The 22,168-nt window shown below is 75.5% G+C and carries 23 protein-coding genes and 1 riboswitch; of the genes, 9 read left to right on the forward strand and 14 right to left on the reverse strand.

Annotated elements, in window-relative coordinates; genetic code table 11:
- Positions 1-48 precede the first annotated feature (48 nt).
- The 4 genes from AB0G08_RS10790 to AB0G08_RS10805 form a co-directional block, all read right to left on the reverse strand.
- Positions 49-807 (reverse strand): SRPBCC domain-containing protein, encoded by a 759-nt coding sequence (locus tag AB0G08_RS10790; RefSeq protein WP_358086028.1) that lies wholly within the window; start codon positions 805-807, stop codon positions 49-51.
- A 1-nt stretch (position 808) separates the two neighbouring features.
- Positions 809-1,417, reverse strand: coding sequence for a helix-turn-helix domain-containing protein (locus AB0G08_RS10795; RefSeq protein WP_358086030.1), 609 nt, complete (start codon positions 1,415-1,417; stop codon positions 809-811).
- A 69-nt stretch (positions 1,418-1,486) separates the two neighbouring features.
- Complete coding sequence (locus AB0G08_RS10800; protein ID WP_358086242.1) at positions 1,487-3,457, reverse strand: heavy metal translocating P-type ATPase; 1,971 nt, start codon at positions 3,455-3,457, stop codon at positions 1,487-1,489.
- 324 nt (positions 3,458-3,781) lie between these two features.
- Complete coding sequence (locus AB0G08_RS10805; RefSeq protein ID WP_358086031.1) at positions 3,782-4,189, reverse strand: four-helix bundle copper-binding protein; 408 nt, start codon at positions 4,187-4,189, stop codon at positions 3,782-3,784.
- 248 nt (positions 4,190-4,437) lie between these two features.
- Here AB0G08_RS10805 and AB0G08_RS10810 point away from each other — a divergent pair, with 248 nt between their 5' ends.
- From AB0G08_RS10810 to AB0G08_RS10820, 3 genes are all read left to right on the forward strand, one after another.
- Entirely contained in the window at positions 4,438-4,893 is a 456-nt protein-coding gene (locus AB0G08_RS10810) for an ATP-binding protein (protein ID WP_358086033.1), read from the forward strand.
- Positions 4,894-5,068: 175 nt separating this feature from the next.
- On the forward strand, positions 5,069-5,902 hold the full coding sequence (locus tag AB0G08_RS10815; protein ID WP_358086035.1) for an MEDS domain-containing protein: 834 nt from the start codon (positions 5,069-5,071) through the stop codon (positions 5,900-5,902).
- Entirely contained in the window at positions 5,899-6,858 is a 960-nt protein-coding gene (locus tag AB0G08_RS10820) for a sensor histidine kinase (protein ID WP_358086037.1), read from the forward strand. Before AB0G08_RS10815 ends, AB0G08_RS10820 begins: the two co-directional genes overlap by 4 nt.
- On the opposite strand, the gene AB0G08_RS10825 is transcribed toward AB0G08_RS10820, so the two are convergent.
- Complete coding sequence (locus tag AB0G08_RS10825) at positions 6,818-7,675, reverse strand: cytochrome c oxidase assembly protein (protein WP_358086039.1); 858 nt, start codon at positions 7,673-7,675, stop codon at positions 6,818-6,820. The two genes, AB0G08_RS10820 and AB0G08_RS10825, sit on opposite strands and share 41 nt — an antisense overlap.
- A complete protein-coding gene (locus AB0G08_RS10830; protein ID WP_358086041.1) occupies positions 7,672-8,157 on the reverse strand; it encodes a DUF2243 domain-containing protein in 486 nt (161 codons plus the stop codon). Before AB0G08_RS10830 ends, AB0G08_RS10825 begins: the two co-directional genes overlap by 4 nt.
- Before the next feature lie 209 nt (positions 8,158-8,366).
- Here AB0G08_RS10830 and AB0G08_RS10835 point away from each other — a divergent pair, with 209 nt between their 5' ends.
- The 3 genes from AB0G08_RS10835 (at position 8,367) to AB0G08_RS10845 (ending at position 11,328) form a co-directional block, all read left to right on the forward strand.
- Positions 8,367-9,605: a DUF2786 domain-containing protein gene (locus AB0G08_RS10835; RefSeq protein WP_358086043.1), complete on the forward strand. Its 1,239-nt coding sequence runs from the start codon at positions 8,367-8,369 to the stop codon at positions 9,603-9,605.
- A gap of 98 nt (positions 9,606-9,703) precedes the next feature.
- A complete protein-coding gene (locus AB0G08_RS10840; protein WP_358086045.1) occupies positions 9,704-10,072 on the forward strand; it encodes a YciI family protein in 369 nt (122 codons plus the stop codon).
- Positions 10,069-11,328, forward strand: coding sequence for a sigma-70 family RNA polymerase sigma factor (locus tag AB0G08_RS10845; protein ID WP_358086047.1), 1,260 nt, complete (start codon positions 10,069-10,071; stop codon positions 11,326-11,328). Before AB0G08_RS10840 ends, AB0G08_RS10845 begins: the two co-directional genes overlap by 4 nt.
- Before the next feature lie 159 nt (positions 11,329-11,487).
- Here AB0G08_RS10845 and AB0G08_RS10850 read toward each other — a convergent pair whose 3' ends face one another.
- The 5 genes from AB0G08_RS10850 to AB0G08_RS10870 form a co-directional block, all read right to left on the reverse strand.
- Positions 11,488-11,985 carry a hypothetical protein gene (locus AB0G08_RS10850; protein ID WP_358086049.1) on the reverse strand — a complete coding sequence of 166 codons (498 nt, stop codon included), beginning with the start codon at positions 11,983-11,985 and terminating at the stop codon, positions 11,488-11,490.
- Positions 11,986-12,167: 182 nt separating this feature from the next.
- The gene (locus AB0G08_RS10855; RefSeq protein ID WP_121396938.1) at positions 12,168-12,341 is read right to left on the reverse strand and encodes a CsbD family protein; all 174 of its coding nucleotides are present in this window, start codon (positions 12,339-12,341) and stop codon (positions 12,168-12,170) included.
- Between the two features lie 164 nt (positions 12,342-12,505).
- Complete coding sequence (locus tag AB0G08_RS10860) at positions 12,506-14,761, reverse strand: heavy metal translocating P-type ATPase (protein ID WP_358086051.1); 2,256 nt, start codon at positions 14,759-14,761, stop codon at positions 12,506-12,508.
- Positions 14,762-14,770: 9 nt separating this feature from the next.
- Entirely contained in the window at positions 14,771-15,769 is a 999-nt protein-coding gene (locus AB0G08_RS10865) for a hypothetical protein (RefSeq protein ID WP_358086053.1), read from the reverse strand.
- Between the two features lie 29 nt (positions 15,770-15,798).
- A complete protein-coding gene (locus AB0G08_RS10870) occupies positions 15,799-16,008 on the reverse strand; it encodes a heavy-metal-associated domain-containing protein (protein WP_358086055.1) in 210 nt (69 codons plus the stop codon).
- Between the two features lie 150 nt (positions 16,009-16,158).
- Here AB0G08_RS10870 and AB0G08_RS10875 point away from each other — a divergent pair, with 150 nt between their 5' ends.
- Complete coding sequence (locus AB0G08_RS10875) at positions 16,159-16,461, forward strand: metal-sensitive transcriptional regulator (RefSeq protein WP_358086057.1); 303 nt, start codon at positions 16,159-16,161, stop codon at positions 16,459-16,461.
- A 200-nt stretch (positions 16,462-16,661) separates the two neighbouring features.
- Here the strand turns inward: AB0G08_RS10875 and AB0G08_RS10880 are convergent, their stop codons facing one another.
- Together AB0G08_RS10880 and AB0G08_RS10885 are read right to left on the reverse strand one after the other, a co-directional pair.
- Positions 16,662-17,291 carry a DUF305 domain-containing protein gene (locus AB0G08_RS10880; protein WP_358086059.1) on the reverse strand — a complete coding sequence of 210 codons (630 nt, stop codon included), beginning with the start codon at positions 17,289-17,291 and terminating at the stop codon, positions 16,662-16,664.
- 80 nt (positions 17,292-17,371) lie between these two features.
- Positions 17,372-17,920 carry a hypothetical protein gene (locus AB0G08_RS10885; protein ID WP_358086061.1) on the reverse strand — a complete coding sequence of 183 codons (549 nt, stop codon included), beginning with the start codon at positions 17,918-17,920 and terminating at the stop codon, positions 17,372-17,374.
- A gap of 360 nt (positions 17,921-18,280) precedes the next feature.
- Here AB0G08_RS10885 and AB0G08_RS10890 point away from each other — a divergent pair, with 360 nt between their 5' ends.
- The gene (locus AB0G08_RS10890) at positions 18,281-19,633 is read left to right on the forward strand and encodes a YibE/F family protein (RefSeq protein ID WP_358086063.1); all 1,353 of its coding nucleotides are present in this window, start codon (positions 18,281-18,283) and stop codon (positions 19,631-19,633) included.
- A 166-nt stretch (positions 19,634-19,799) separates the two neighbouring features.
- A riboswitch (cyclic di-AMP (ydaO/yuaA leader) is annotated at positions 19,800-19,931 on the forward strand.
- Between the two features lie 3 nt (positions 19,932-19,934).
- Entirely contained in the window at positions 19,935-20,951 is a 1,017-nt protein-coding gene (locus AB0G08_RS10895; protein WP_358086065.1) for a hypothetical protein, read from the forward strand.
- A gap of 243 nt (positions 20,952-21,194) precedes the next feature.
- Here AB0G08_RS10895 and AB0G08_RS10900 read toward each other — a convergent pair whose 3' ends face one another.
- Positions 21,195-21,947 (reverse strand): carbonic anhydrase, encoded by a 753-nt coding sequence (locus AB0G08_RS10900; RefSeq protein WP_358086066.1) that lies wholly within the window; start codon positions 21,945-21,947, stop codon positions 21,195-21,197.
- Positions 21,948-22,168: the final 221 nt, after the last annotated feature.

A 22,168-nucleotide genomic window follows, 5' to 3' on the forward strand; every position in this document is an offset into this window, starting at 1 on the left:
GCCGCGCGTCCGGGCCGGGCCCGTCCGCCGGGCGTTCCTGTCGTCGGGTCAGCCGACGGGAAGGGCGGCCAGCCAGTCCTGCCAGGCCCGCTCGGCCCGGGCCGGGTCCTGCCCGGTGGCGAAGACGTGGTGGCCGAGGACCAGGGCGTCGCCGCGCTCGGCGCCGGAGTAGAGGAACCGGTAGAGCGCGTCGGCGGTGCGGACGCCGACATAGGTCGGGAGGCCGGCCAGGTCGACGACGCCCTCGATCGGCGGCAGGCCGCCGACGGTGAACCGGACCCGGTCCCCCTCGGCGATCGGGCCGGCGACGCCGAAGGCCTCGGCCACGGCCGCCCACACCCGGTCCGTGCCGCCGGCGTCCGGACGGAACGCCGAGACCGGGGCCGCGGTCCGGCCGGGGAAGTGGGCGAGGTACGCGGCCAGCGTCCCGAGGTACATGTCCCAGCCGATGCCCATCGCCTCGTACTCGGTCTCCCAGTTGTCCCCGAGGACGCCGCTCTGGACGAGCCGCAGGGTCGTGCTGCCCTGCTCGCGGCCCTCGATGAGGTATTCCATGGCCATGAAGGTGCCGTCCGGGGCCGGCTCGGTGCGGTCGGCCAGCCGCTTCCCGGGCTCCCACACAGTGATCGTCGACTCCTCGACCTGACCGGCCATCGTCAGGCGGGTCCGGCCGCCCTCGCCCGGCTCGACCTCGGTGCGGCCCATGAACCAGGAGTCGATGCCCGGACCGGTGGCGATGGCCTCCCACACCTGCTCGGGCGTGGCGGCCAGCTCGACGTCCTTGCGCAGCTCGAAGTGGTGTCCCATGTCAGTGCTCCTCGTTTGCGGTGCTGTCGTCGGGGTCGGCGCTGGGGTGCAGGGCGACCACCACCCGGTGGTCGCGGCCGCCGGGGGCGCGCTCGTCGTGGTACTTGCCGACCAGGGCCGTGACGGCGGCGGCCAACTCCTCGGCGAAGGCCGCCCGGTCGCTCGCCGAGGCGAACCGGACGGTGCCGTCGACGGCGAACGTCGCCACCCGCTGCTTCGCCCGCTCGGCGCCGGTGACGAGCGCGCCGACGTCCTGCACGAGGCGGGCGGCCAGCGCCAGCAGCCACCGCGCCGACAGCCGGTCCGGCGACTGCGCCGGGTCGGGCCGCACGGCGGCGAGGGCCACCGGCGAGATCACGTACGACGCCGCGGTCGCCCGCATGACCCGCTCGGTCACGTTGCCCTTGCGGCGCTCCTCCACCAGCTCGATCAGGCCGTGCTGCTCCAGCGCCCGGAGGTGGTAGTTGACCTTCTGCCGCGGCAGGCCGACGCGGGCGGCGAGCATCGTCGCCGAGGCCGGCTCGGCGAGCGCGGCCAGCAGCCGGGCCCGCATCGGGTCCAGCGACGCCTCGGCCGCCGCCGGGTCCTCGATCACTGCGATGTCGAACATGACCACAGCGTCCCACCGACAATTTTTTCTGTCAAGACAATTCTGTTGGTCGGCAGGAGGACCGGCGACTCAGTCCCCGGGGGCCAGGCGGACGCGGCGCAGCAGCTGGGCGTTGAGCGCCACCACGATCGTCGAGGCGGACATCAGGATCGCGGCGACCGCCGGGCTGAGCGTCACCCCGGCCCAGGCCAGCACGCCCGCGGCCAGCGGCAGGGCGACGACGTTGTAGCCGGCCGCCCAGCCCAGGTTCTGGATCATCTTCCGGTACGAGGCCCGGGACAGCCGGATCACGCCGGTCACGCCGCGCGGGTCGGACGAGGCGAGCACCACCCCGGCGGACTCGATCGCCACGTCGGTGCCGGCGCCGATGGCGATGCCCACGTCGGCGCGGGCCAGGGCGGGGGCGTCATTCACCCCGTCGCCGACCATCGCCACCCGCAGCCCGCGCCGTTGCAGGTCGGCCACGGCGTCGTCCTTGTCGGCGGGCAGCACCTCGGCGAAGACCTCGTCGACGCCGGGACGGAAGCCGAGGTCGGCGGCGACCGCCTCGGCGACCGGGCGGGCGTCCCCGGTGATCATCACGATCTTGCCGACGCCCTGCGCCCGCAGCTCGGCGATCGCCTCGCGGGCCTCGGGGCGGACCTGGTCCTCCAGCGCGAGGGCGCCGAGGACGGTGGCCGTGTCGCCGTCGAGGCGCAGCAGGTGCAGCACCGCCGCGCCCCGACGCGACCAGTCGGCCTGCCGGTCGGCCAGGTCGTCGGGCACCCCCGCGCCCAACTCGCGGAGCAGGGCGGGCCCACCGACGGCGTACGCCGTGGCGTCGACCTCGGCGCGGACGCCGCGCCCGGTCAGCGAGCGGAACCCCGTCGCCCGCCGGGCCACGCCGCGCTCGGCCCCGGCGGCCACGATGGCCCGGGCCAGCGGATGCTCGCTGTCCGCCTCCACCGCCGCGGCCAGGGCGAGCACGTCGTCCTCGCTGCCGCCCCCCGTGGCCGCCACCCCCGCCACCACGTGTTCGCCCCGGGTCAGGGTGCCGGTCTTGTCGAACAGCACCGCGTCGACCGTGCGCATCCGCTCCAGCGCCAGCCGGTCCTTGACCAGGATCCCGCCCCGGGCCGCCACGGCGGTCGACAGCGCGATCACCAGCGGGATGGCCAGGCCCAGCGCGTGCGGGCAGGCGATCACCAGCACGGTGACGGTACGCACCACGGCCGCGCCGAGGTCGCCGAGCACTGCCCAGGTCACCAGGGTCGCCAGGGCCACCGCGGTCGCGACGTAGAACAGCCAGGCCGCGAAGCGGTCGGCGAGCACCTGCGCGCGACCGCTGGACTGCTGGGCCTGGGCCACCAGGCGCTGGATGCCGGCCAGCGCGGTGTCCTCGCCAACCGCCTCGACGCGCACCCGGATCGCGGCGTCGGTCGCCACCGTGCCGGCGACCACCCGGTCCCCGGCGCCGCGGGAGACCGGCCGCGACTCGCCGGTGACCATGGACTCGTCCAGCTCGGCGCCGCCCTCGGTGATCCGGCCGTCGGCCGGCACCCGCCCGCCGGGGCGGACCAGCACCAGGTCGTCGACCCGCAGGTCCGCCACGGAGACCCGCTCGACCCCGCCGTCCGCCGTCACCCGTTCGGCGTCGTCGGGCAGTAGTGCCGCCAGGGCCGACAGCGCGCCCTGCGCCTGCCCGATGGCCTTCATCTCCTGCCAGTGCCCGAGCAGCATGATCGTGACCAGGGCCGCGAGCTCCCACCAGAAGTCCAGGTCGAAGACGCCGAGCGCGGTGGCCACCGAGGCGAGGTAGGCCACCGTGATGGCCATCGCGATCAGCAGCATCATGCCGGGCGCCCGGTCGCGTACCTCCCGCACCGCGCCGACCAGGAACGGCCAGCCGCCGTAGCAGAAGACGACCGTGCCGAGCACCGGGCCGACCCATGCCACACCCGGGAACTCCAGCCGGTAGCCGAACCAGTCCATCACCATGTCGCTGGTCAGCACGATCGGCACGGTCAGCGCCAGGCTCAGCCAGAACTTCCGGCGGAACATCTCCGGGTCGTGCCCGGCGTGCTTGTCGTGGCCGCCGTGACCGCCCGCGCCGTGACCACCCGCGCCGCGGGCGGGCTCGTCGTGTCCGGCCGCGTCGTGGGCGGCCTCGCCGGCGTGCGCGCCCGTCGGTCGGGGCGGGTGGTCGTCGTGGTGGTGCGTCTCGTGGGGCATCTGCGCCTCCTCACGACCACCATACATACCCCCTCGGGGTATCGCACCGGTTCGGCCCGGTTGCGCCGGCCACCCACGGACAGGACGGCGCCGGCACCCCGTACGGGATGCCGGCGCCGGCGCGCGGTCGACCACGTCGACCACCCGGACGGGTCAGCTCATGGTGGCGAGCAGGTCGCGGCAGGCCCGCTCGCACGCGCGGCAGGCATCGGCGCAGACCCGGCAGTGCTCGTGCATGCCCGCGTGGCCGGCGCACTCGTCGCCGCAGGACTTGCAGGCGGTGGCGCACGCCTCCAGCATGCTGCGGCTGATGTTGGCGTCGTAGCCGGTGTGCCGGGACAGCACCCGGGCGGTCGTCGTGCAGATGTCCGCGCAGTCCAGGTTCGTCCGTACGCACTTCGTCAGCTCGGCGACCATGTCCTCGCTCAGGCAGGCGTCGGCACAGGCGGTGCAGGCCTGGGCGCAGGTGTTCAGCGCGTCGATGACGGCGGCCAGCTTGGCCCGGTCCAGGTTGATCGACTTGGGGTACGTCTCGAGCATCGGCATCGTGGTGCTGGGCACGGCGTTCTCCTCTCGGTCATTGCCTGTGCACTACCCGCAACCGCCGCGGGGCATGCGGCCGGCCGCCGCCGGCCCGGCCCCGCCGGGGTGGCGCACCACGTCACGGCGGTCGAGCGGCACGGGCTGGCGGTCGGGGGACGGATGGCCGCCGACCGGGTGCGCCGCTGCCGTCCCGGGGCACCCACGACCCGGTGCGCTGACCGCTGTGCCGGGGCATGAGCCGGCCGGAGATCGGGTAGGACGAGACCATGGGTCAGCTGAGCAGTTCCCCACCCCCGCCGCAGGCCACCGAGCTGCGGCGGTGGACGTTGTCGGAGGCGGCGGACCTGCGCGCCCTGCGGGCGTCCCTGCACGAGGAACTGACCGGCGACGTGCTCGGTGAGGGCGAGGCCCTGGAGGAGGTTCCCGAGCTCGTCGCGCTGATCGCCACGGAGCTCGCCACGAACGCCCTGCGCCACGGGATCCCGCCGACCGTCGTCCGACTGCTCGCCACCGACGAGTACCTCATCCTCGACGTCGCCGACCACGACCTGGACTCCCTGCCGCAGCTCGCCGAGGCCCGGCCCGTCGGCGACGGCGGGCGCGGCCTGGAGCTGGCCCGCGCCCTCTCCCTCGACGTCGGCTGGTACGCCACGGGCACCACCAAGAACATCTGGGCGTCCTTCCCCCGCACCGCGCGCCTCAGCGGCGCGCGGAGGACCTGACCGGGCGCTGGCTGACCGGGGTCGGCGAGACCCCGGCGACGGAGCGGCCCGCCGGGAGGAACCGGCCCAGGCGCGACGAACCGGGCGGCAGGCCGCCGCCCGAGGCGTCCCGGCAGATCGCCGGCCGGGTGCCCGGTCCCGGCCGGCCTACACTGGCTGCCGTGAGGCAACCAGCATGACCAGCAGCGAACGGCGGGCCGCCCCGGGCGGCCACATCTGCTGGTCGTACGACGACCCGGAATCCCTCGCCGACCTGGCGGAGCGCCACCTCGCCGCGAGCCTCGCCGCCGGCGAACGCTTCTGGTACGTGACACCGCGCCCCTCGGACCTGGTGGCCGAGCGGCTGCACGCCCTGCCGAGCTTCACCGACGCCGTGCGCCGCAACGCCGCCGCGGTGGTCCCCCTGGTCTCGACCTACTCGCCCGACCACGTCGTCGATCCGGCCACGCAGGTCGCCGCCTACGCGGCCGCCACCGACGAGGCGCTGGCCGCCGGTCACAGCGGGCTGCGCGTGGTCGCGGAGGCCACCGAGCTGGTCCGCACCCCGGCCCAGCTGGACGTCTTCACCCGCTACGAGCACCTCATCGACCGCTACATGCGCACCCGGCCGTTCAAGGCCGCGTGCGCCTACCACCGGCTGAAGCTCGGTGACCGGGCGATCTCCGAGCTGGCCTGCATGCATCCGCGGAGCAACGTCGAGGACCTGCTGTTCCGGTTGTACGCCGTGCCGCCCGCCGACGGGCACGCCGCGCTCGCCGGCGAGCTGGACATGTCGAACCACGAGCTGCTCCGCACCGCCCTGGACCGCGCCGACCTGCGGCCCACCGACGCCGAGCTGGTGCTGTCGGCGGCCGACCTGCGCTTCGTGGACCACCGTGCCCTGACCCACCTGGCCGAGTACGCGCACCGGCGCGGCGCGACCGCCGTGCTGCGCACCCCCCGCTCGGCCGCGGCCCGCCTGGTGGACCTGCTGGACCTGCCCGGGATCCGGGTGGAGGTCACGCCATGAGGACGGGTGCGGCCGCCCAGCACCACGGCTACTACCACGAGGCCGTCCGCTACGACACCGACGACGAGCTGCTCGCGGTGGCGGTGCCGTTCCTGCTCGGCGGCGCCGACGCGGGCGAGCCGACCTTCGTCGCGCTGGGCGAGCGCACCGGCGACCTGGTCCGCGCCGCGCTGCCGACCGGTTCCCCGGTCGAGTTCCTGCCCGGCGGCGACCTCTACTCCCGGCCCGCCGCCGCCATCCGCTCCTACCGGGAACTCCTCGCCGAACTGGTGGCCGCCGGCGCCGGGCAGATCCGGATCATCGGTGAGGTGCCCCCGGCCTCGTTCCGCGCGACCTGGGACTGGTGGGCCCGCTACGAGTCGGCGATCAACCACGCCTACGACGACTTCCCACTGTGGAGCATGTGCGCGTACGACACCCGGATCACGCCGCCGGAGGTGCTGGCGGACGTGGCCCGGACGCACCCCCGCTTCGCCACCGCCGACGGGCGGCACGTGCCCAGCCCGACCTGGACGCCGCCCACGGAGTACCTGCGGCAGTGCCCCCGGGTCGTACCCGACCCCCTCCAGGCGCGGCCTCCGGTCGTCGAGCTGACCGACCCGACGGCGGCCGAGGCGCGCGCCGCCGTACACAAGGCCGACCAGGGCCAGCTGCCGGCCGACGACGTGGAGGACCTGGTCGTCGCGGTCAGCGAGATCGTCACCAACGCGCTGCGCCACGGCAGGCCGCCGGTCCGACTGCGCGTCTGGGCCGGCGACGACCGCATCGTGGCGACGGTCAGCGACGGCGGCGACGGGCCGGGCGACCCGTTCTGCGGGCTGCTCCCCGCGTCCGGCGGGGCCCCCGGCGGGCTCGGTCTCTGGATCACCTACCAGTCCTGCAACCACGTGACCTGGCAGCGCGACGACGGCGGCTTCACCCTGCGGCTGACGGCCGGGCACGCGTACGCCGGCTGACCGGACCGACCCGGACGGCCGCGTGCCCCGGCGGGTCCGCGTCGCCGGCGGGCGCCGGCCGGCGCCGGTGGTACCAGGCCGCGAAGAGGGCGGTGGCGAGCAGCAGCTCGGCGACGTCGCCGCCGTAGTACATCAACCGGGCCGCCGCGCGCAGCGCCGCGACGTCCCGGTCGGGCAGCCCGGGCGGCAGGGTGGCGGCGTGCGCGTAGAGGTACTTCGCCAGCACGGCGTGCCCGGCGCCCGCGCCGAGCAGCGCGCCGGCCCGCACCGCCAGGCCCGGCCGGCGCGGGGCCGGGTCCGGGCCGGCCACCGACCAGGCGAGCAGGTAGCCGGCGGCGACGTAGTGCACGTGCAGGGCGTGGTGCAGCACCGGGTTCCGCTCGGCCGCCGCGTAGAGCGGGGTGAGCAGCACCAGCGCCAACCCGCCCGTGGTGAGCAGCGCCGCCGTCACCGGATGGGCGAGCACGTGCACCGGCCCGGCCCGCAGGAACCGGCCCACCCGGCGACCGACCGGCGGCGGGACGACCCGCAGCAGCAGGGTCACCGGCGCGCCGAGGGCCAGCGCGAGCGGCGCGACCATGCCCAGCAGCAGGTGCTGGACCATGTGGACGCGCGGGTCGCCGGGCCCGCCGGCCAGCGGGCCGAGGGCGACCGCGAGCACCGCGCAGCCGGCCAGCCAGGCGACCGTACGCCGGCGGCGCCAGCCGCGCCGGTCCCGGGACACCGCCAGCAGGTAGCCGGCGGCGAGCACCGCGACCGCCGCGAGCGGCAGCGGGTCCGGCCCGGCGGCCGCACCGGCGTACGCGAGCGCCGTCACCGGGCGTCGCGGCCGGATCCGGAGCGCACCCGCCAGGTCACCCACGCGCCGAGCAGCAACAGCACCACCGCCGCCACGTTCCACACCACGTCGTACGGGAGCAGGTGCACCCCGTAGCGGATCTGGTGCAGCCGCAGCACCTTGTGGTCGACGATGCCGTCGAAGAGCTGGAACGCCCCGGCGCCGAGCAGGAACCCGCCCCAGGCGGCCCGGGGCACCAGGGCACCCCGGCGGCGCAGGTCGGCGAACCAGAAGAAGCCGCCGACCAGGGCGAGCAGCTCCGCCGAGTGCAGCAGCCCGTCGGAGAGCAGCCCGACGGAGGGGGTGGAGCGGTCGTAGAAGTGGTGCCAGCCGAGGAGCTGGTGGAAGACGATCTCGTCGACGGCCGCCATCACCGCCGCGCCGATCACGGCGGCGGCGAGGACGGACCGGCGGAGGTCGGGCGCGCCGGAACCGTTGCCCAGCAACCACGATCCCGCCATCTCCACCTCGCCTCGCTCGCGTGCCCCCGAACTACCCTGGACCGGCCGAACCATGCGGAAGTTCCCCGCCGGCCGGGCGGTCGGGTCGGGGAGGTCGCGGTGGCACCGGTCACGACCGGCGGACGGCGGGCGGGCCCGGAGGTACCTTCGGCGGGCGGGCGACGATCGTTTCCCGGCGCGGGAGAAGCAGACCCCAGGAGGACACGGCCGTGCCGGATGCCGAGGAACTCATCAGCGACGCGCTCGCGGCGGTGCGCGGCACCGACGTACGCCTCGCGGAGCGACAGCTGGACCGGCTGATGATCGGGACGGGCGCCGCGGACGGCGCGGCGGCGGTGGACGCCGCGCTCCTGCGCCGGCTCGCCCGGGGCGTCGCGCGGCTGGCGCAGCACGGCTGGCAGCCGGTGGACCTCGGCCGGCTCGCCGCCCGCCGACTCGGCCCCCGGGCGGCCGGACTGGTCACCGACGCGCTCGCCGCGCAGCGCCGCGAGCTGGCCGGGCCGGTGCCGCCGTGGTGGGACGACCAGCTGCGCGACCTGGGCGCGGGGGTGTGGTGGGACGCCGACGAGGGTCACCTGACCGCCTGGTCGGCGCGCGTGGGGTGCGACCGGTTCACCGCGCTGCGGGCGGCGGTCGACGCGCTGGCCCTGGTGGAGGGGCTCCCGCCGATCGCCGTGCTGCGCCCGCCGCCCGGCGCACCCCTGGCGGGCGGCGCGCGCGGCGGTCCGGGCAGCGGCTCCCGGATGCTCGACCGGGTGCGGGCGCTGCTGGCCAAGGCGGAGTCGACCACCTACCCGGCCGAGGCGGAGGCGCTGACCGGCAAGGCCCAGGAGCTGATCGCCCGGCACAGCATCGACCAGGCACTGCTGGCCGGCGTCGCCGAGCCGGCCGACCGGCCCGGCGGGGTGCGCCTCGGCACCGACCCCCCGTACGCGGGCGCGAAGGCGCTGCTGGCGCAGGAGGTGGCGGCGGCGAACCGCTGCGAGGCCGTCTGGTCCGACGACCTCGGCTTCACCACCGTGCTGGGCTGGCCGGCCGACCTGGAGGCCGTCGAGCTGCTCCACACCTCGCTGCTGGTGCAGGCCACCACCGCCATGCTGCGCGGGCGGGGCGAACGGCGGGCCAAGGGCGCCGGCCGGCGGACCCGGGACTACGACGAGTCCTTCCTCAACGCCTTCGCGCTGCGGATCGGCGAGCGGCTGCGGGCCGCCACCGACGCCGCCGACCGGGAGGCGACGGCGCAGGCGGGGCCTGAGCGGCTGCTGCCGGTGCTCGCCACCCGCGCCGAGGCGGTACGCGAACGCCTCGACACGCTCTTCCCCGGCGTCACCCGGGGCCGGCTCACCGTCCGCGACGCCGACGGCTGGTCCTCGGGCACCTCCGCCGCCGACCGCGCCTCGCTCGGCGCCGGCCCCGCCCCGAAGCGCCAGGTACGCGGCCGGCGCTGAGATTCCTCCCCGCCGGCTGTCGGAACCGGCGGGTCGGCTCCGACCCCTCGCCGAAGACGCGCCACGATGGGCGCGGCCGACGCGACGAGGAGCACCCGATGAAGTACATGCTGCTGATCTGGAACCGCCCGGGGTTCGTGGAAGGGCTGTCGGAGCAGGAGCGCAGCGCGCTCTTCGGCGAGGTCGACGAGGTCATGCGGGAGCTGACCGAGTCGGGCGAGTTCCTCGGCGGCCAGGCCCTGGCGGACCCGTCGCAGGCGCGTACGGTCCGGCTGGCCGGTGACCGGCCGGAGGTGACCGACGGGCCGTACATGGAGAGCAAGGAGCAGTTCGCCGGCTACCTGATGGTCGACTGCGACAGCCCCGAGCGGGCCGCCGAGATCGCCGCCAGCTGGCCGGACGTGCGACGGGGCTTCGGCGTGCTGGAGGTGCGGGCGGTCATGGACGAGGCCGGGACGGAGATGTGACCGGTCGGCACCTGGAGGACCTGCTGCGCGACCTGGCGCCGCAGGTCCTCAGCCTGCTCGTGCGCCGCTACGGCCAGTTCGCCGCCGCCGAGGACGCCGTGCAGGAGGCGCTGCTCGCCGCCGCCGTGCGGTGGCCGGAGCAGGGCGTGCCGGAGAACCCCCGGGCCTGGTTGCTCACCGTCGCCACGCGTCGGCTGACCGACGAGTGGCGCAGCGAGCGCGCCCGCCGCGACCGGGAGGCCGCGCTGGCCGCCCGCGAGCCGGCGTACGCGACGGTGGCGCCGGCGGCCGACGACCAGCCGCCGGCGGGGGACGACACCCTGGCCCTGCTGTTCCTCTGCTGCCACCCGGCGCTGGCCCGGTCGGCCCAGGTCGCGCTGACGCTGCGCGCGGTCGGCGGCCTCACCACCGCGCAGATCGCGAGGGCGTACCTCGTGCCCGAGGCGACGATGAGCCAGCGCATCCGCCGGGCCAAGCAGCGGATCGAGGCTGCCGGGGCGCGCTTCACCATGCCCGCGCCCGGGGACCGGGACGAGCGGCTGCGGGCCGTGCTCCAGGTGCTCTATCTGATCTTCAACGAGGGGTACACCGCCTCCAGCGGGCCGGAGCTGCACCGGGCCGACCTGACCACCGAGGCGATCCGGCTGGCCCGGCTGGTGCACCGGCTGCTCCCGGACGACGGCGAGGTGACCGGGCTGCTGGCGTTGATGCTGCTCACCGACGCGCACCGGGCCGCCCGCACCGGGCCGGCCGGGGAACTGGTCCCGCTCGCCGAGCAGGACCGCGACCGCTGGGACCACGCCGCCATCGCCGAGGGGACCGCTCTGGTCACCGAGGCGTTGACCTGGTCGCCGCCCGGCCCGTACCAGCTCCAGGCGGCGATCGCCGCCGTGCACGCCGAGGCCCCGTCCGCCGAGCGGACCGACTGGCGACAGATCGTGGCGCTCTACCGGCTGCTCGCCCGGACCGCCCCGAGCCCGATGGTCACCCTGAACCAGGCGGTCGCGGTGGCCATGGTGGACGGTCCTCGCGCCGGCCTGGCCCTGCTCGCGGGGCTCGACGACGACGACCGCACCGCCGGGCACCACCGGCTCGCCGCGGTCCGCGCCCACCTGTGGGAGCTGGCGGGCGAGCCGCGGCGGGCGCGGGCGGCGTACCGGGCGGCGGCCCGGGGGACGACGAGCCTGCCCGAGCAGCGCTACCTGGAGCTGCGGGCCGCCCGGCTCGCGGGCACCGAGGCACCCGGCCACCCGTGAGCTGGTCCGGCGCGGCGCCGCCCGGGACCCGTCAGTCCCGCTGCCCGCGAAGGTCGCGGCGACCGACGGTCGGCACGGCGCACGGCGGCGGGCGTTCCACGTCGGGCGGCGGTGCCGGGGGACGTGCCGGTGGTCGCGGTGCGCGACGGCCGGGCACGCTCAGGCGCGGCACTCGCGGGTCAGCTTCGGCGGGATGCCGGTGAAGGTGGAGTCCATCCAGGCGGCCGGCCGGGACGCCCGGGAGCCGGCGTCGATCCGGTCGGCGGTCTCCTCGATCAGGGCGCGGATCTCCGGGTCGGCGGCCTGGCGGGCCTGGGCGCGTACGTCGTCGGCCAGCTCCGCCAGGTTGCGCCGGAGCTGGTCGGCAACCTGCTCCCCGGTGAGGTCACGGGTCACCGAGGCCGCCGAGTCGGTGGCGATCCTCCGGCTGCCGGCAAGGATCACCCGGTCGACCTCGCGGCAGACCTCGGCGGTGTTGGCGGCGGTCGTGGCGACCGGGGACGGGCTCGGGGCGGTGCTCGCCGAGGCCGTCGGGCTCGGCGGGGGCGTGCCGGTGCGGGCGGCCTCCTCCCGCGCGGTGTCCTGGCATCCCACGGCGAGCACCCCGAGCGCCACCGTGGCGGCGGCGCGCCGCGCGTAGACGACGGATCGGGACACGGGACCTCCCGTTCGGGCTCTCGGCCGTCCTGCGGGAACGGCCCGGGTTCGGCCGACGCCGGGCGGCGGGACGTCGACCTGCCAACGAGTGGCGCCACCCGGGGGACACGTCCGCCGGATGCGCCAGTACGCCCTCCGCCGGGTCGGCTGGATGCCGATCCGGCGGAGGGCGCGTACGCGGGTCAGCTCTTGAAGGCGTCCTTGATCTTCTCGCCGGCCTGCTTGAGCTTGGCGCTGGCCTGGTCGTTGCGCCCCTCGGCCTCGAGCCGCTCGTTGTCGGTGGCCCGGCCGGCGCCTTCCTTCAGCTTGCCGGCCGCATCCTCGGTCGTATTGTTGATCTTGTCGTCGAAACCCATGTCAACCTCCCGATTGGCGGTGCCGGTACGCCGCTGATGTACCCCGTCCCGCCGCCGTCCAACCGTCCCCGGTCACCCACGGTCAGCGGGCCGCCCGCGCCGGCCCCGCCACGGCCGCGCCGCCGGTCCCCGCGGGTGGGGCCGGCGGCGCGGTTGGCGGACGGTCAGGCGACCGGGCGGAAGCCGCGCAGCCGCAGGCTGTTGGCGACCACGAAGACCGAGGAGAAGGCCATCGCGGCGCCGGCGATCATCGGGTTCAGCAGGCCGGCGGCGGCCAGCGGCAGGGCCGCCACGTTGTAGGCGAAGGCCCAGAACAGGTTGCCCCTGATGATGCCGAGGGTGCGCCGGGCGAGCCGGATCGCGTCCACGGCGGCCATCAGGTCGCCCCGCACCAGGGTCAGGTCGGACGCCTCGATCGCCACGTCCGTGCCGGTGCCCATGGCCAGGCCGAGGTCCGCCTGGGCCAGCGCGGCGGCGTCGTTGACCCCGTCACCGACCATCGCCACCGTCCGCCCCTCGCCCTGGAGCCGCCGCACGACGTCGACCTTGTCGGCGGGCAGCACCTCGGCGATCACCTCGTCGATGCCCAACTCGGTGGCCACCGCGCGGGCGACGGTGGTGTTGTCGCCGGTCAGCAGCACCGGCGTCAGGCCGAGCGCGCGGAGTCGTGCGATCGCCGCCCGGCTCGTCGGCCGCACCACGTCGGCCACCGCGAGGACGCCGCGGGCCCGGCCGTCCCAGCCGGCCAGCACCGCCGTCCGCCCCTCGGCCTCCGCCGTGGCCGCAGCACGCGCGACCTCCTCCGGTACGTCGAGACCGTGCTCGCGCAGCAGCCGGGGCCGGCCGATCAGCACCTCCCGGCCCTCGACCGTCCCGCTCACGCCGAGCCCCTCGGCGTTGACGAAGCCGGTTACCGGCGGCAGCGTGCCCGCCTCAGCCGCCCCGGCGGCGATGGCCCGGGCGATCGGGTGCTCGGACGCGGACTCCAGCGCCCCGGCGACCCGGAGCAGCTCGGCGCGGTCCTCGCCGGCCGCCGGGACCACGTCCACCAGGGTCATCCGACCGGTGGTCACGGTGCCGGTCTTGTCCAGTACCACGGTGTCCACCTGCTTCGTGGACTCCAGCACCTCCGGTCCCTTGATCAGCACGCCGAGCTGCGCGCCCCGGCCGGTGCCGACCAGCAGGGCGGTCGGCGTGGCCAGCCCGAGGGCGCACGGGCAGGCGATGATCAGCACCGCCACGGCGGCGGTGAACGCGGCGGTGGCGCCCGACCCGGTGCCGAGCCACCAGCCGAGGGTGCCCACCGCGAGCGCGATCACAATCGGCACGAAGACGCCGGAGATCCGGTCGGCCAACCGCTGCACCGCCGCCTTGCCGGTCTGCGCCTGCTCGACCAGCCGGGCCATCTGGGCCAGTTGGGTGTCGCCACCGATGCGGGTGGCGGTGACCACCAGCCGGCCGCCCGCGTTGACGGTCGCACCGACCACGGAGTCGCCCGGACCGACCTCGACCGGGACTGACTCGCCGGTGAGCATGCTGGCGTCGACCGCCGAGGTGCCCTCGTCGACCACGCCGTCCGTGGCGATCTTCTCGCCGGGCCGGACCACGAACCGGTCCCCCACGGCGAGCTGGTCCACCGGGATCCGGGTCTCCGTGCCGCCGCGCAGCACGGCGACGTCCTTGGCGCCCAGCTCCAGCAGGGCGCGCAGGGCCGCCCCGGCGGTCCGCTTCGCCCGCGCCTCGAAGTAGCGGCCGGCGAGGATGAACACGGTCACCCCGGCCGCCGCCTCCAGGTAGATGTTGCCGGCGCCGTCGGTGCGGCTGATCGCAAGGCTGAACGGGTGGGTCATCCCCGGCGTGCCCGCGGTGCCGAGGAAGAGCGCCCAGACCGACCAGCCGAACGCGGCCAGGGTGCCGACCGAGACCAGGGTGTCCATGGTCGCCGCGCCGTGCCGCAGGTTGATCCAGGCCGCCCGGTGGAAGGGCAGGCCGCCGTAGACCACGACCGGGGCGGCCAGGGTCAGCGACAGCCACTGCCAGAAGTCGAACTGCCAGGCGGGCACCATCGCCAGCACGATCACCGGCACGGTGAGCACGAGCGAGACCCAGAGTCGGGTACGCAGGCCACGCAGCTCGTCCACCGGCGCGGCGGCCGGTTCGCCGCCGGCGGGCGCGGGCGGGGGCGGCAGGGCCGCCGTGTAGCCCGTCTTCTCCACCGTGGCGATCAGGTCGTCCGGGGTGACCTCGTCGGCGTAGCGGACGGTGGCCTTCTCCGTGGCGTAGTTGACGGTGGCGGTCACCCCGTCCATCCGGTTCAGCTTCTTCTCGATGCGGGAGGCGCAGGAGGCGCAGGTCATCCCGCCGATCGCCAGCTCGATCTGGTTCGGCGCGTACGCCAGGGGCTTGCTGCTGATCGTCATCACGGTCCCTCAGTCGTGCCCGTGACCGGGGACGCCGTGGCCGGCGTCGGCGGACGGGGAGCTCGTGGCGGCGGGCGTGCCCGCCGTCGGGGCGCCTGTCGTGGCCGGGACACCCGGCGCGGTCGGGCTGCCGGCGACGACGGTGAATTCGGCGGTACGCACGACGCCGCCGTGCTTGAAGTCCAGGTAGAGCCGGTAGGCGCCGGCCGACGGCACCTCGGCCGAGAAGCTCACCTCGGGGCCGGGCCGCGTCCGCCCGTCACCGGGCTCGCCGTTGGGGTGCACGTGCAGGTACGCCAGGTCGCCCTGACGCAGCGCCACCAGGTGCCCGTAAGCGCCCAGGTAGGGCTCCAGGTCGGTGACCGGCGCGCCGCCGCGGCTCACGGTCAGGGTCAGCTCGGCGGTGCGGCCGGGCTGCGGGGCCCCGGCGAGCGTGACGGTGTAGCCGTCGACCGTGGTGCTGGTCGCCGGCGCGGGCAGGGGCCGCCCGGTCAGTGCGCCGGGGACGGTCACGTCGACGCCGAGGGTCAGCGGCTCGCCCCCGGTCGGGGTGAAGTCGGCGAACGCCCGCCACACGCCGGGCCCGGCGAGCGGCGAGTCGACCCGCCAGGTGCCGTCCGGCGCCATCTCCGGGTGCACGTGCCGGAAGCCGGAGAGGTCGCGGCGGGCCACGATCAGGTGCATGCGCTTGTCGTGCGCCACGTCGTACGCGGTGACCGCCCGGCCGTCCGGGCCGGTGACCTGGAAGGCGAACTGCCCGGCCGGGGCGTCCACCGGACGGAGGGTGTAGCCGCGGTCGGAGACGAGCAGACCGCCGGGCAGGTGCGCCGCCGCGCCGTTGTCGCCCCCGTGTCCGGCTCCGCCGTCGTTGCCGTGCCCCCCGGTGGCGTCGTGCGGGGCTTCGGCGGGCGGCGCCACGGGGTCGGCCACCCGGCCGACCCCGTACGTCGCGCCGAACAACACCGCGAGGCCGAGGGCGAAACCGCTCAGCTTCGTCGCCGTGTTCATGATGCGCCTCGTTTCCCCCGTGCTCGCTGTCAGACGCCGACGAGGTCGTAACCGGCCTCGTCGACGGCGGAGCGCACGGTGTCGGTGTCCAACGGGCCCTCGCTGGTGACGGTGACCCGACCTGCGGCGACGTCGACCTGGACGTCACTGACGCCCGGGATCGCGCCGACCTCGTTGCTGACGGAGGTTGCGCAGTGCCCGCAGGTCATGCCCTGCACCTGGTACGTCGTGGTGGTCATCGAACTCTCCTCTCGACGCCTCCAGCCTATACCCCCCAGGGGTAATTCGGAGGCAGACCGGTGCCTGTTCGTCGTACCGGTACCCGGTGGGGGTATCCCGGCCAGGAACGACCGTACCATACCCCCGAGGGGTACGGTATCCTCGACCCCATGACCACACCGACGCCCGCCCCGACCAGGGGCTACACCGCCACCAAGGACCAGCTGCTCGCGCGGCTGCGCCGCGTCGAGGGGCAGGTCCGTGGCATCGAGAAGATGGTCGACGAGGACCGCTACTGCATCGACGTGCTCACCCAGATCTCCGCGATCCAGGCCGCCCTCGACAAGGTCGCGCTCGGCCTGCTCGACGGGCACGCCCGGCACTGCATGCACGAGGGCGCGGCCGAGGGCCGCACCGACGAGATGGCCACCGAGATGATGGCCGCCGTCGGCCGCCTGATGAAGCGGGGCTGACGTCGGCCTCCTGATGAAGCGGGACCGACTCGGCCGCCTGATAGAGCGGGGCTGAATCGGCCGACACCGCCGCCGGGCGCCTCCCGGCGGACCAGCCGCCGCGTCCCCGGCCTCCCGGGCGCCCGTCCCGACCCGTACGGAGGTCGCGGCCCGGCGCCGGGGCCCCGGCGCCCCTCGGTGGGAACGCCGGGGCGACCGGGTCAGAGCCGGCCGAGGATCTTCCTCATGGTGTCGATCTCGGCCTGCTGGGTGCTGACGATCTGCCCGGCCAGAGCCTTGGCCTCCGCGTTCGCGCCCCGGGCGAGCTCGTCGCGGGCCATGGTGACCGCGCCCTCGTGGTGGGCGATCATCATGGTCAGGAACTGCCGGTCGAACTCCCGGCCGGTGGCCGCCGCCAGTTTCGTCATGTCGGCCTCGGACATCATTCCGGGCATGCCGTGGTCCATGTGCGGCAGCTCGGCTCCCGGCGACGGCACCGGCCGTCCCCAGGCCGCCAACCAGCCGCTCATGGTGGCGATCTCGGGCGCCTGGGCCGCCTTGATCTCCACGGCGAGCCGCTTGACCTCCGGGTCGGCCGCCCGCGTCGCCGCCAGGTCCGCCATCTCCACCGCCTGCCGGTGGTGCGGGATCATCATCGTGGCGAACATCGCGTCGGCGTCGCCGAACGCGGCTGCGCCGGTGGCGGTGGCCGCCGGCCCACCGGTGCCGGACGGGCCGTGTCCGGCCTCCGGGGACGAGTGGCCGTCGCCGCCGCAGGCGGTCACGGCGAGGGCTGCGGTGATGGCGACGCCGGCCAGGGCGGCACGGCGCGCAAGGGTACGAGTGGTCATGTCTGGGCCTTTCGGTGTCGGAACGTACGCGGCACGACGGGGACGCGGAACGGCGTGAGCCGCACCGCGTCGGACGCGTCCTACCTGCGCAGCACCGAGACCGTGGCGAGCCGCAGACCGACCGGTCGGGGCGGCGGGGCCCGGGGCGACGGGAGCGGGCAGACCGGCCCGCGCCCCGCCGGGCGGACGGCGCGTACGCGGGCCGACAGCAGCGCGGCGAGCAGCAGCGAGGCGGCGAACGCCCCCAGCACGGCCAGGCACACTCCCCACCCGGGCAGTCCTCCCCCCGCGTCGCCGAACGGCAGGAGCCGGTCGGACGCGCAGCCCGCGGGGCAGCCCGCGACGGCCCGGAGAGCCGCCACGACGGCGTGCGGGAGGGCGGTGCCGTGCGGGGGCGGCACGAGCGCGTCCGCGGCGACCCCGTGCGGGCCGGGCGCGGCGACGGCGTGCGGGCCGGGCGCGGCGGCAGCGTGCGGGCGGGATGCGGCGGCGGCGTGTGCCGACGGGCCGGCGGGGTGACCCGTCGGGTGCGAGTCGTGGCCGATGGTGTGCATCGCGGCCAGGCCGAGCAGCGTGCCGACGAGCAGCAGGAGCCGGGCCCCCCGCGCCGCCGTCACCGTCGTCCGCACACCCGTCACGCTAGCGCGTCGGCCCGCCCGTACGGGGGCCACCGCGCGGCGCGCCCTGCGAACAGCCGGCGCCGAAGGTGGCCCGTCGACGGTCCGCGTCCCGACACCACCCCGCACCACCTGCGCCCGCATCCCGGGATGGCTACCATTCGGCCGATGGCCCTCCGGATTCCGCACCGCCCGTCCCGCGCCCCCACTGGGCGGCGGCGGTGACCATTCACGACCGGACCGGGGCCGACGACCGCGGTACGTGACCGCACCGCCACGCGGGGGTTCCCCCGTCCCCCGCCACGCGGCGACGCTGAACCGACCGGCCCGCCGGCACGTACCCCGCCCTGGATTCGTTGGGAGACACACTCGATGGGCGCCGACCACACCCGCCCCGCTCCGTCCGCCCCGCCCGGGGTGCGGCGGATCCTCGTCGCGACGGTGGTGCCCCTCTTCGTCGCCACGGTGATCGCGGCGCTGGTGCTCTGGCCGTGGGACGCGCGCGATCCCGCGGCCGGCACCGAGCCGCCCCGCCACCACGGCACGGTGACGCGGGTGGTGACGGAGCCGTGCCCGCCCGCCCCCGAGACGCCGGAGGGGAGCCCGGACGCGGCGCAGGGCCCCTGCGGCACGGTCACCGTACGGGTGGAGGACGGCCCCGACGCCGGCCAGCAGGTGGAGACGCCGGTGCCGGCCGGGCCCGGCGCGCCGAGCGTCGCCGTGGGCGACGAGATCATCCTGGTCGAACTCACCGACCCCGCCGATCCCACGGCCAGCACCTTCAACATCGCGGAGCACCAGCGCGGCAAGCCGCTGCTCTGGCTGGTCGCGCTCTTCGCGGCGGCGATCGTCGCCTTCGGGCGGTGGCGCGGGCTGGCCGCGCTGGCGGGCCTGGCGGCGAGCTTCGCCATCCTGCTGACCTTCGTGCTGCCCGGCATCAGCGCCGGGAGCCCACCACTCCTGGTCGCGGTCGTCGGCGCCGCTCTGATCATGTTCGTGGTGCTCTACCTGACCCACGGGGTGACCGCGCAGACCTCGGTCGCCGTGCTCGGCACGCTGGGCAGCCTGGTGCTGACCGGCGTCCTCGGCACGATCGCCACCGCCGCGACCCACCTGACCGGGTTCGGCAGCGAGGACGCCACCACGTTGTCGATGTACCAGGCCGACGTCGACCTGCACGGCCTGCTGCTGGCCGGGATCATCATCGGTTCCCTCGGCGTGCTCGACGACGTCACGGTCACCCAGGCCGCCACGGTCACCGAGCTGGCGCACGCCAACCCCGGGCTGTCCCGGATGCAGCTCTACCGGGCGGCGACCCGGGTCGGCCGGGCGCACATCGCCTCGACGGTGAACACCATCGTGCTGGCGTACGCCGGCGCCTCGCTGCCGGTGCTGCTCCTGCTGACCGCCGACTCGCGGGCGGTGACCCAGATCCTCACCAGCGAGTTCCTGGCTCAGGAGATCGTCCGCAGCGCGGTCGCCACCCTGGGCCTGATCGCCGCCGTGCCGCTGACCACCGGGCTGGCGGCCGTGGTGACCGCGGCGGGCCGGCGCGGCGGGGACGCCACCGACCGCGCGGCGTCCGCGCCCGCGCCGGCGCCCCGGCCGGCGGCCGACCGGTCCGAGGCGCTGGAGGCGCTCAGCGGGCCGCGCGCCGCGGACGCGCCGTCCGCCGCTCCCGGCGGATGGCCCGGTCGGAACAGGAGCACGGACACCGCATGGTGACACTCCTCAGCGTGACCGAACAGGACGTCCGACCTGATAAACGCGTCACTGCTCACCCTCCGCCATCACGAAATAACGCATTTAGTCGGCTTAGGGACGTAGATCCCCGGGAGTGCTCTCAGGTAACCTCGCTGCCGGTCACCGCCGAAGGCGCGCAGCGGCGCCTGCGGTGCCGCCGCCCAATCGCCGCCAGGCGAGCCGGGGACCCAGGTACGTGGGGTGAATCCGCGACAGCGGTAGGGGCCACTTCCGCCCCGAACCCGTCAGCTAACCCGGTCGGCGGTCGACGGAAGGGAAAACTGTGACGGCACCCCTACGCCGCTGGTTGACGCCCGTGGTGGCCGTGCTCGCCGCCCTGGCGGTCTTTGCCGGGCCCCTCCCGGCGGCGGCCGCGCCCACCCCGCCCAAGCCCTCCGGGCACGGGGACAACGAGCCCAAGCTGCTCGACGACCTGATCGAGGCCCGCAACCGGTCCTATGTGCAGGCCCAGGCGAAGCTGAAGAAGTCGGAAGAGCGCCAGCTCGAACTGGCCCTGGAGGTCGACCGGGCACAGGCCGAGCTGGACGCGCTGGCCCCGCAGGTGAGCCAGATCGCCGCCCAGTCCTACCGAACCGGGCGGATCGGCGCGGTGTCGATGCTGCTGGACACCGCCAGCCCCGACTCGTTCGTCCGCCGCGCCGCCGCCCTCGACGAGATCAACCTGGTCAACTCCAAGAAGCTGGCCGAGGTGAACGCGATCAGGGACCGCGCCAAGCAGGCCAAGCTGGCGGTCGACGCCGAGGTGCGCGAGCAGCAGAAGCTGAAGAACGAACTGGCGCGTGGCAAGCGCGAGGCGGAGAAGGCGCTCGCGCTGGTCGGCGGCAGGGGGTTGACCAGCGGCAAGGTGGTCGCCACCTCGCCGGTGGCTCGGATGGCGCCGGGTCGCACGGCCGACGGCGACTGGCGGCCGCTGTCAGCCACCGAGGACGACCCGACCACCTCCGGCCGAATCACCGCGCGCACCCTGCACATGTACAAGGAGGTCAGGCGGGCCGGCTTCAACCGGTTCGTCGGCTGCTACCGCTCCGGCGGGCCGTACGAGCATCCGAAGGGCCGGGCCTGCGACTGGTCGCTGCAACGCAGCGGCTTCTCCCCCTGGCACAACGACGACACATACATGTACGGCAACAACCTGACCGCGTTCCTGGTCCGTAACGCCGACCGGCTCGGCATCTACTACGTGATCTGGAACCGGCAGATCTGGTTCCCGGCGACCGGCTGGAAGTCCTACAGCGGCCCGTCGAACCACACCGACCACGTGCACGTCTCACTGCTCTAGCCGAGACCCACCCCCAGGGCCGCCCCGCCGGACGCGGGGCGGCCCTGTGTCGTCGGCGGGGCGGCCCTGTCGTCGCGTGGGACCGCCCGCCGCGGGAACGGCGGGTCGGGACAGGCCGCAGGCAGGAACGGGCGGGAGACGGGCCCTCGCGCCGGGACACGGCACGGCCGGGCACGGCACTGCGAGACGCGGCGCAGCGAGGCGCGGCAGGGCGCCGCGGGGTAGGCCGGGCGGCGGAGGGTGTCAGGCGAGCGCGGCGCTGGCCGCCGGCTCCGGCGCGTCGACCGCGCGGGAGGGCACCGCGGCCACCGTCCGCACCTCGCCGGCGGTCAGCCGGTACGACATGCCGACCACCCCGCAGCGACCGGCGGCCACCTCGGCGGCGAGCACGGCGGAGCGGCCCAGCATCGCCTCGACGGTGTGCGCGATGTGGATGTCGACGATCCGGTCGATGTCGTCCACGCCCTCGGCGGCGGCCCGGCGCAGGCTGGGCACCACCGCGTCGACCACGGCGCACAGGTGCCCGACCGGCGGGGTGCCGGTGGCGTCCGCCGCCCGCGCCGCCTGGACGGCCCCGCAGGAGTCGTGCCCGAGCACCACCACCAGCGGCGTGCCCAGGACCGTGACGGCGTACTCCACGCTGCCCAGCACCTCGGGGCCGATGGTGTGCCCGGCGGTGCGGACCACGAAGAGGTCACCCAGGCCCCGGTCGAAGATGATCTCGGCCGCGAGCCGGGAGTCGGAACAGCCGACGATCACCGCGAAGGGGTGCTGCCCGTCGGCGACCGCGGCGCGGTGCCCGGCGTCCTGGTTGGGGTGGCGCGGGGCGCCGGTCACGAACCGCCGGTTGCCGGCGTGCAGCTCGGCGAGCGCCTGCTCGGGACTCGCGGGGGCGGCGAACGGGGTGCCGACGTCGGCCGGGGCATCGCCCGCGGTCGACACCGGGAGCGTCCGCTCCGGGCCCGGTTGAGTGCCTGGCGATCCGGGACGACTCATCCCACACCTCGCTACCTCACGTGAACGGCCTGGTCACCCGGGCCGACGCTGGACGCGGGCTGCCACCACCGTCACACGCAACGCAAGATACGTCAAGGGATACGTGATATGGGTTTCATACGTTAGGCGGGCCGGGGTGCGGTGGCGCTCGGCTCGCCGCCCGCCCGTCTGCCCACCTGGCCGCCGCGAGGGCACAGGGCAGACACGAAGCAAGGGCCATA

Source organism: Micromonospora sp. NPDC023644, from assembly GCF_040640115.1.
GTDB lineage: Bacteria > Actinomycetota > Actinomycetes > Mycobacteriales > Micromonosporaceae > Micromonospora.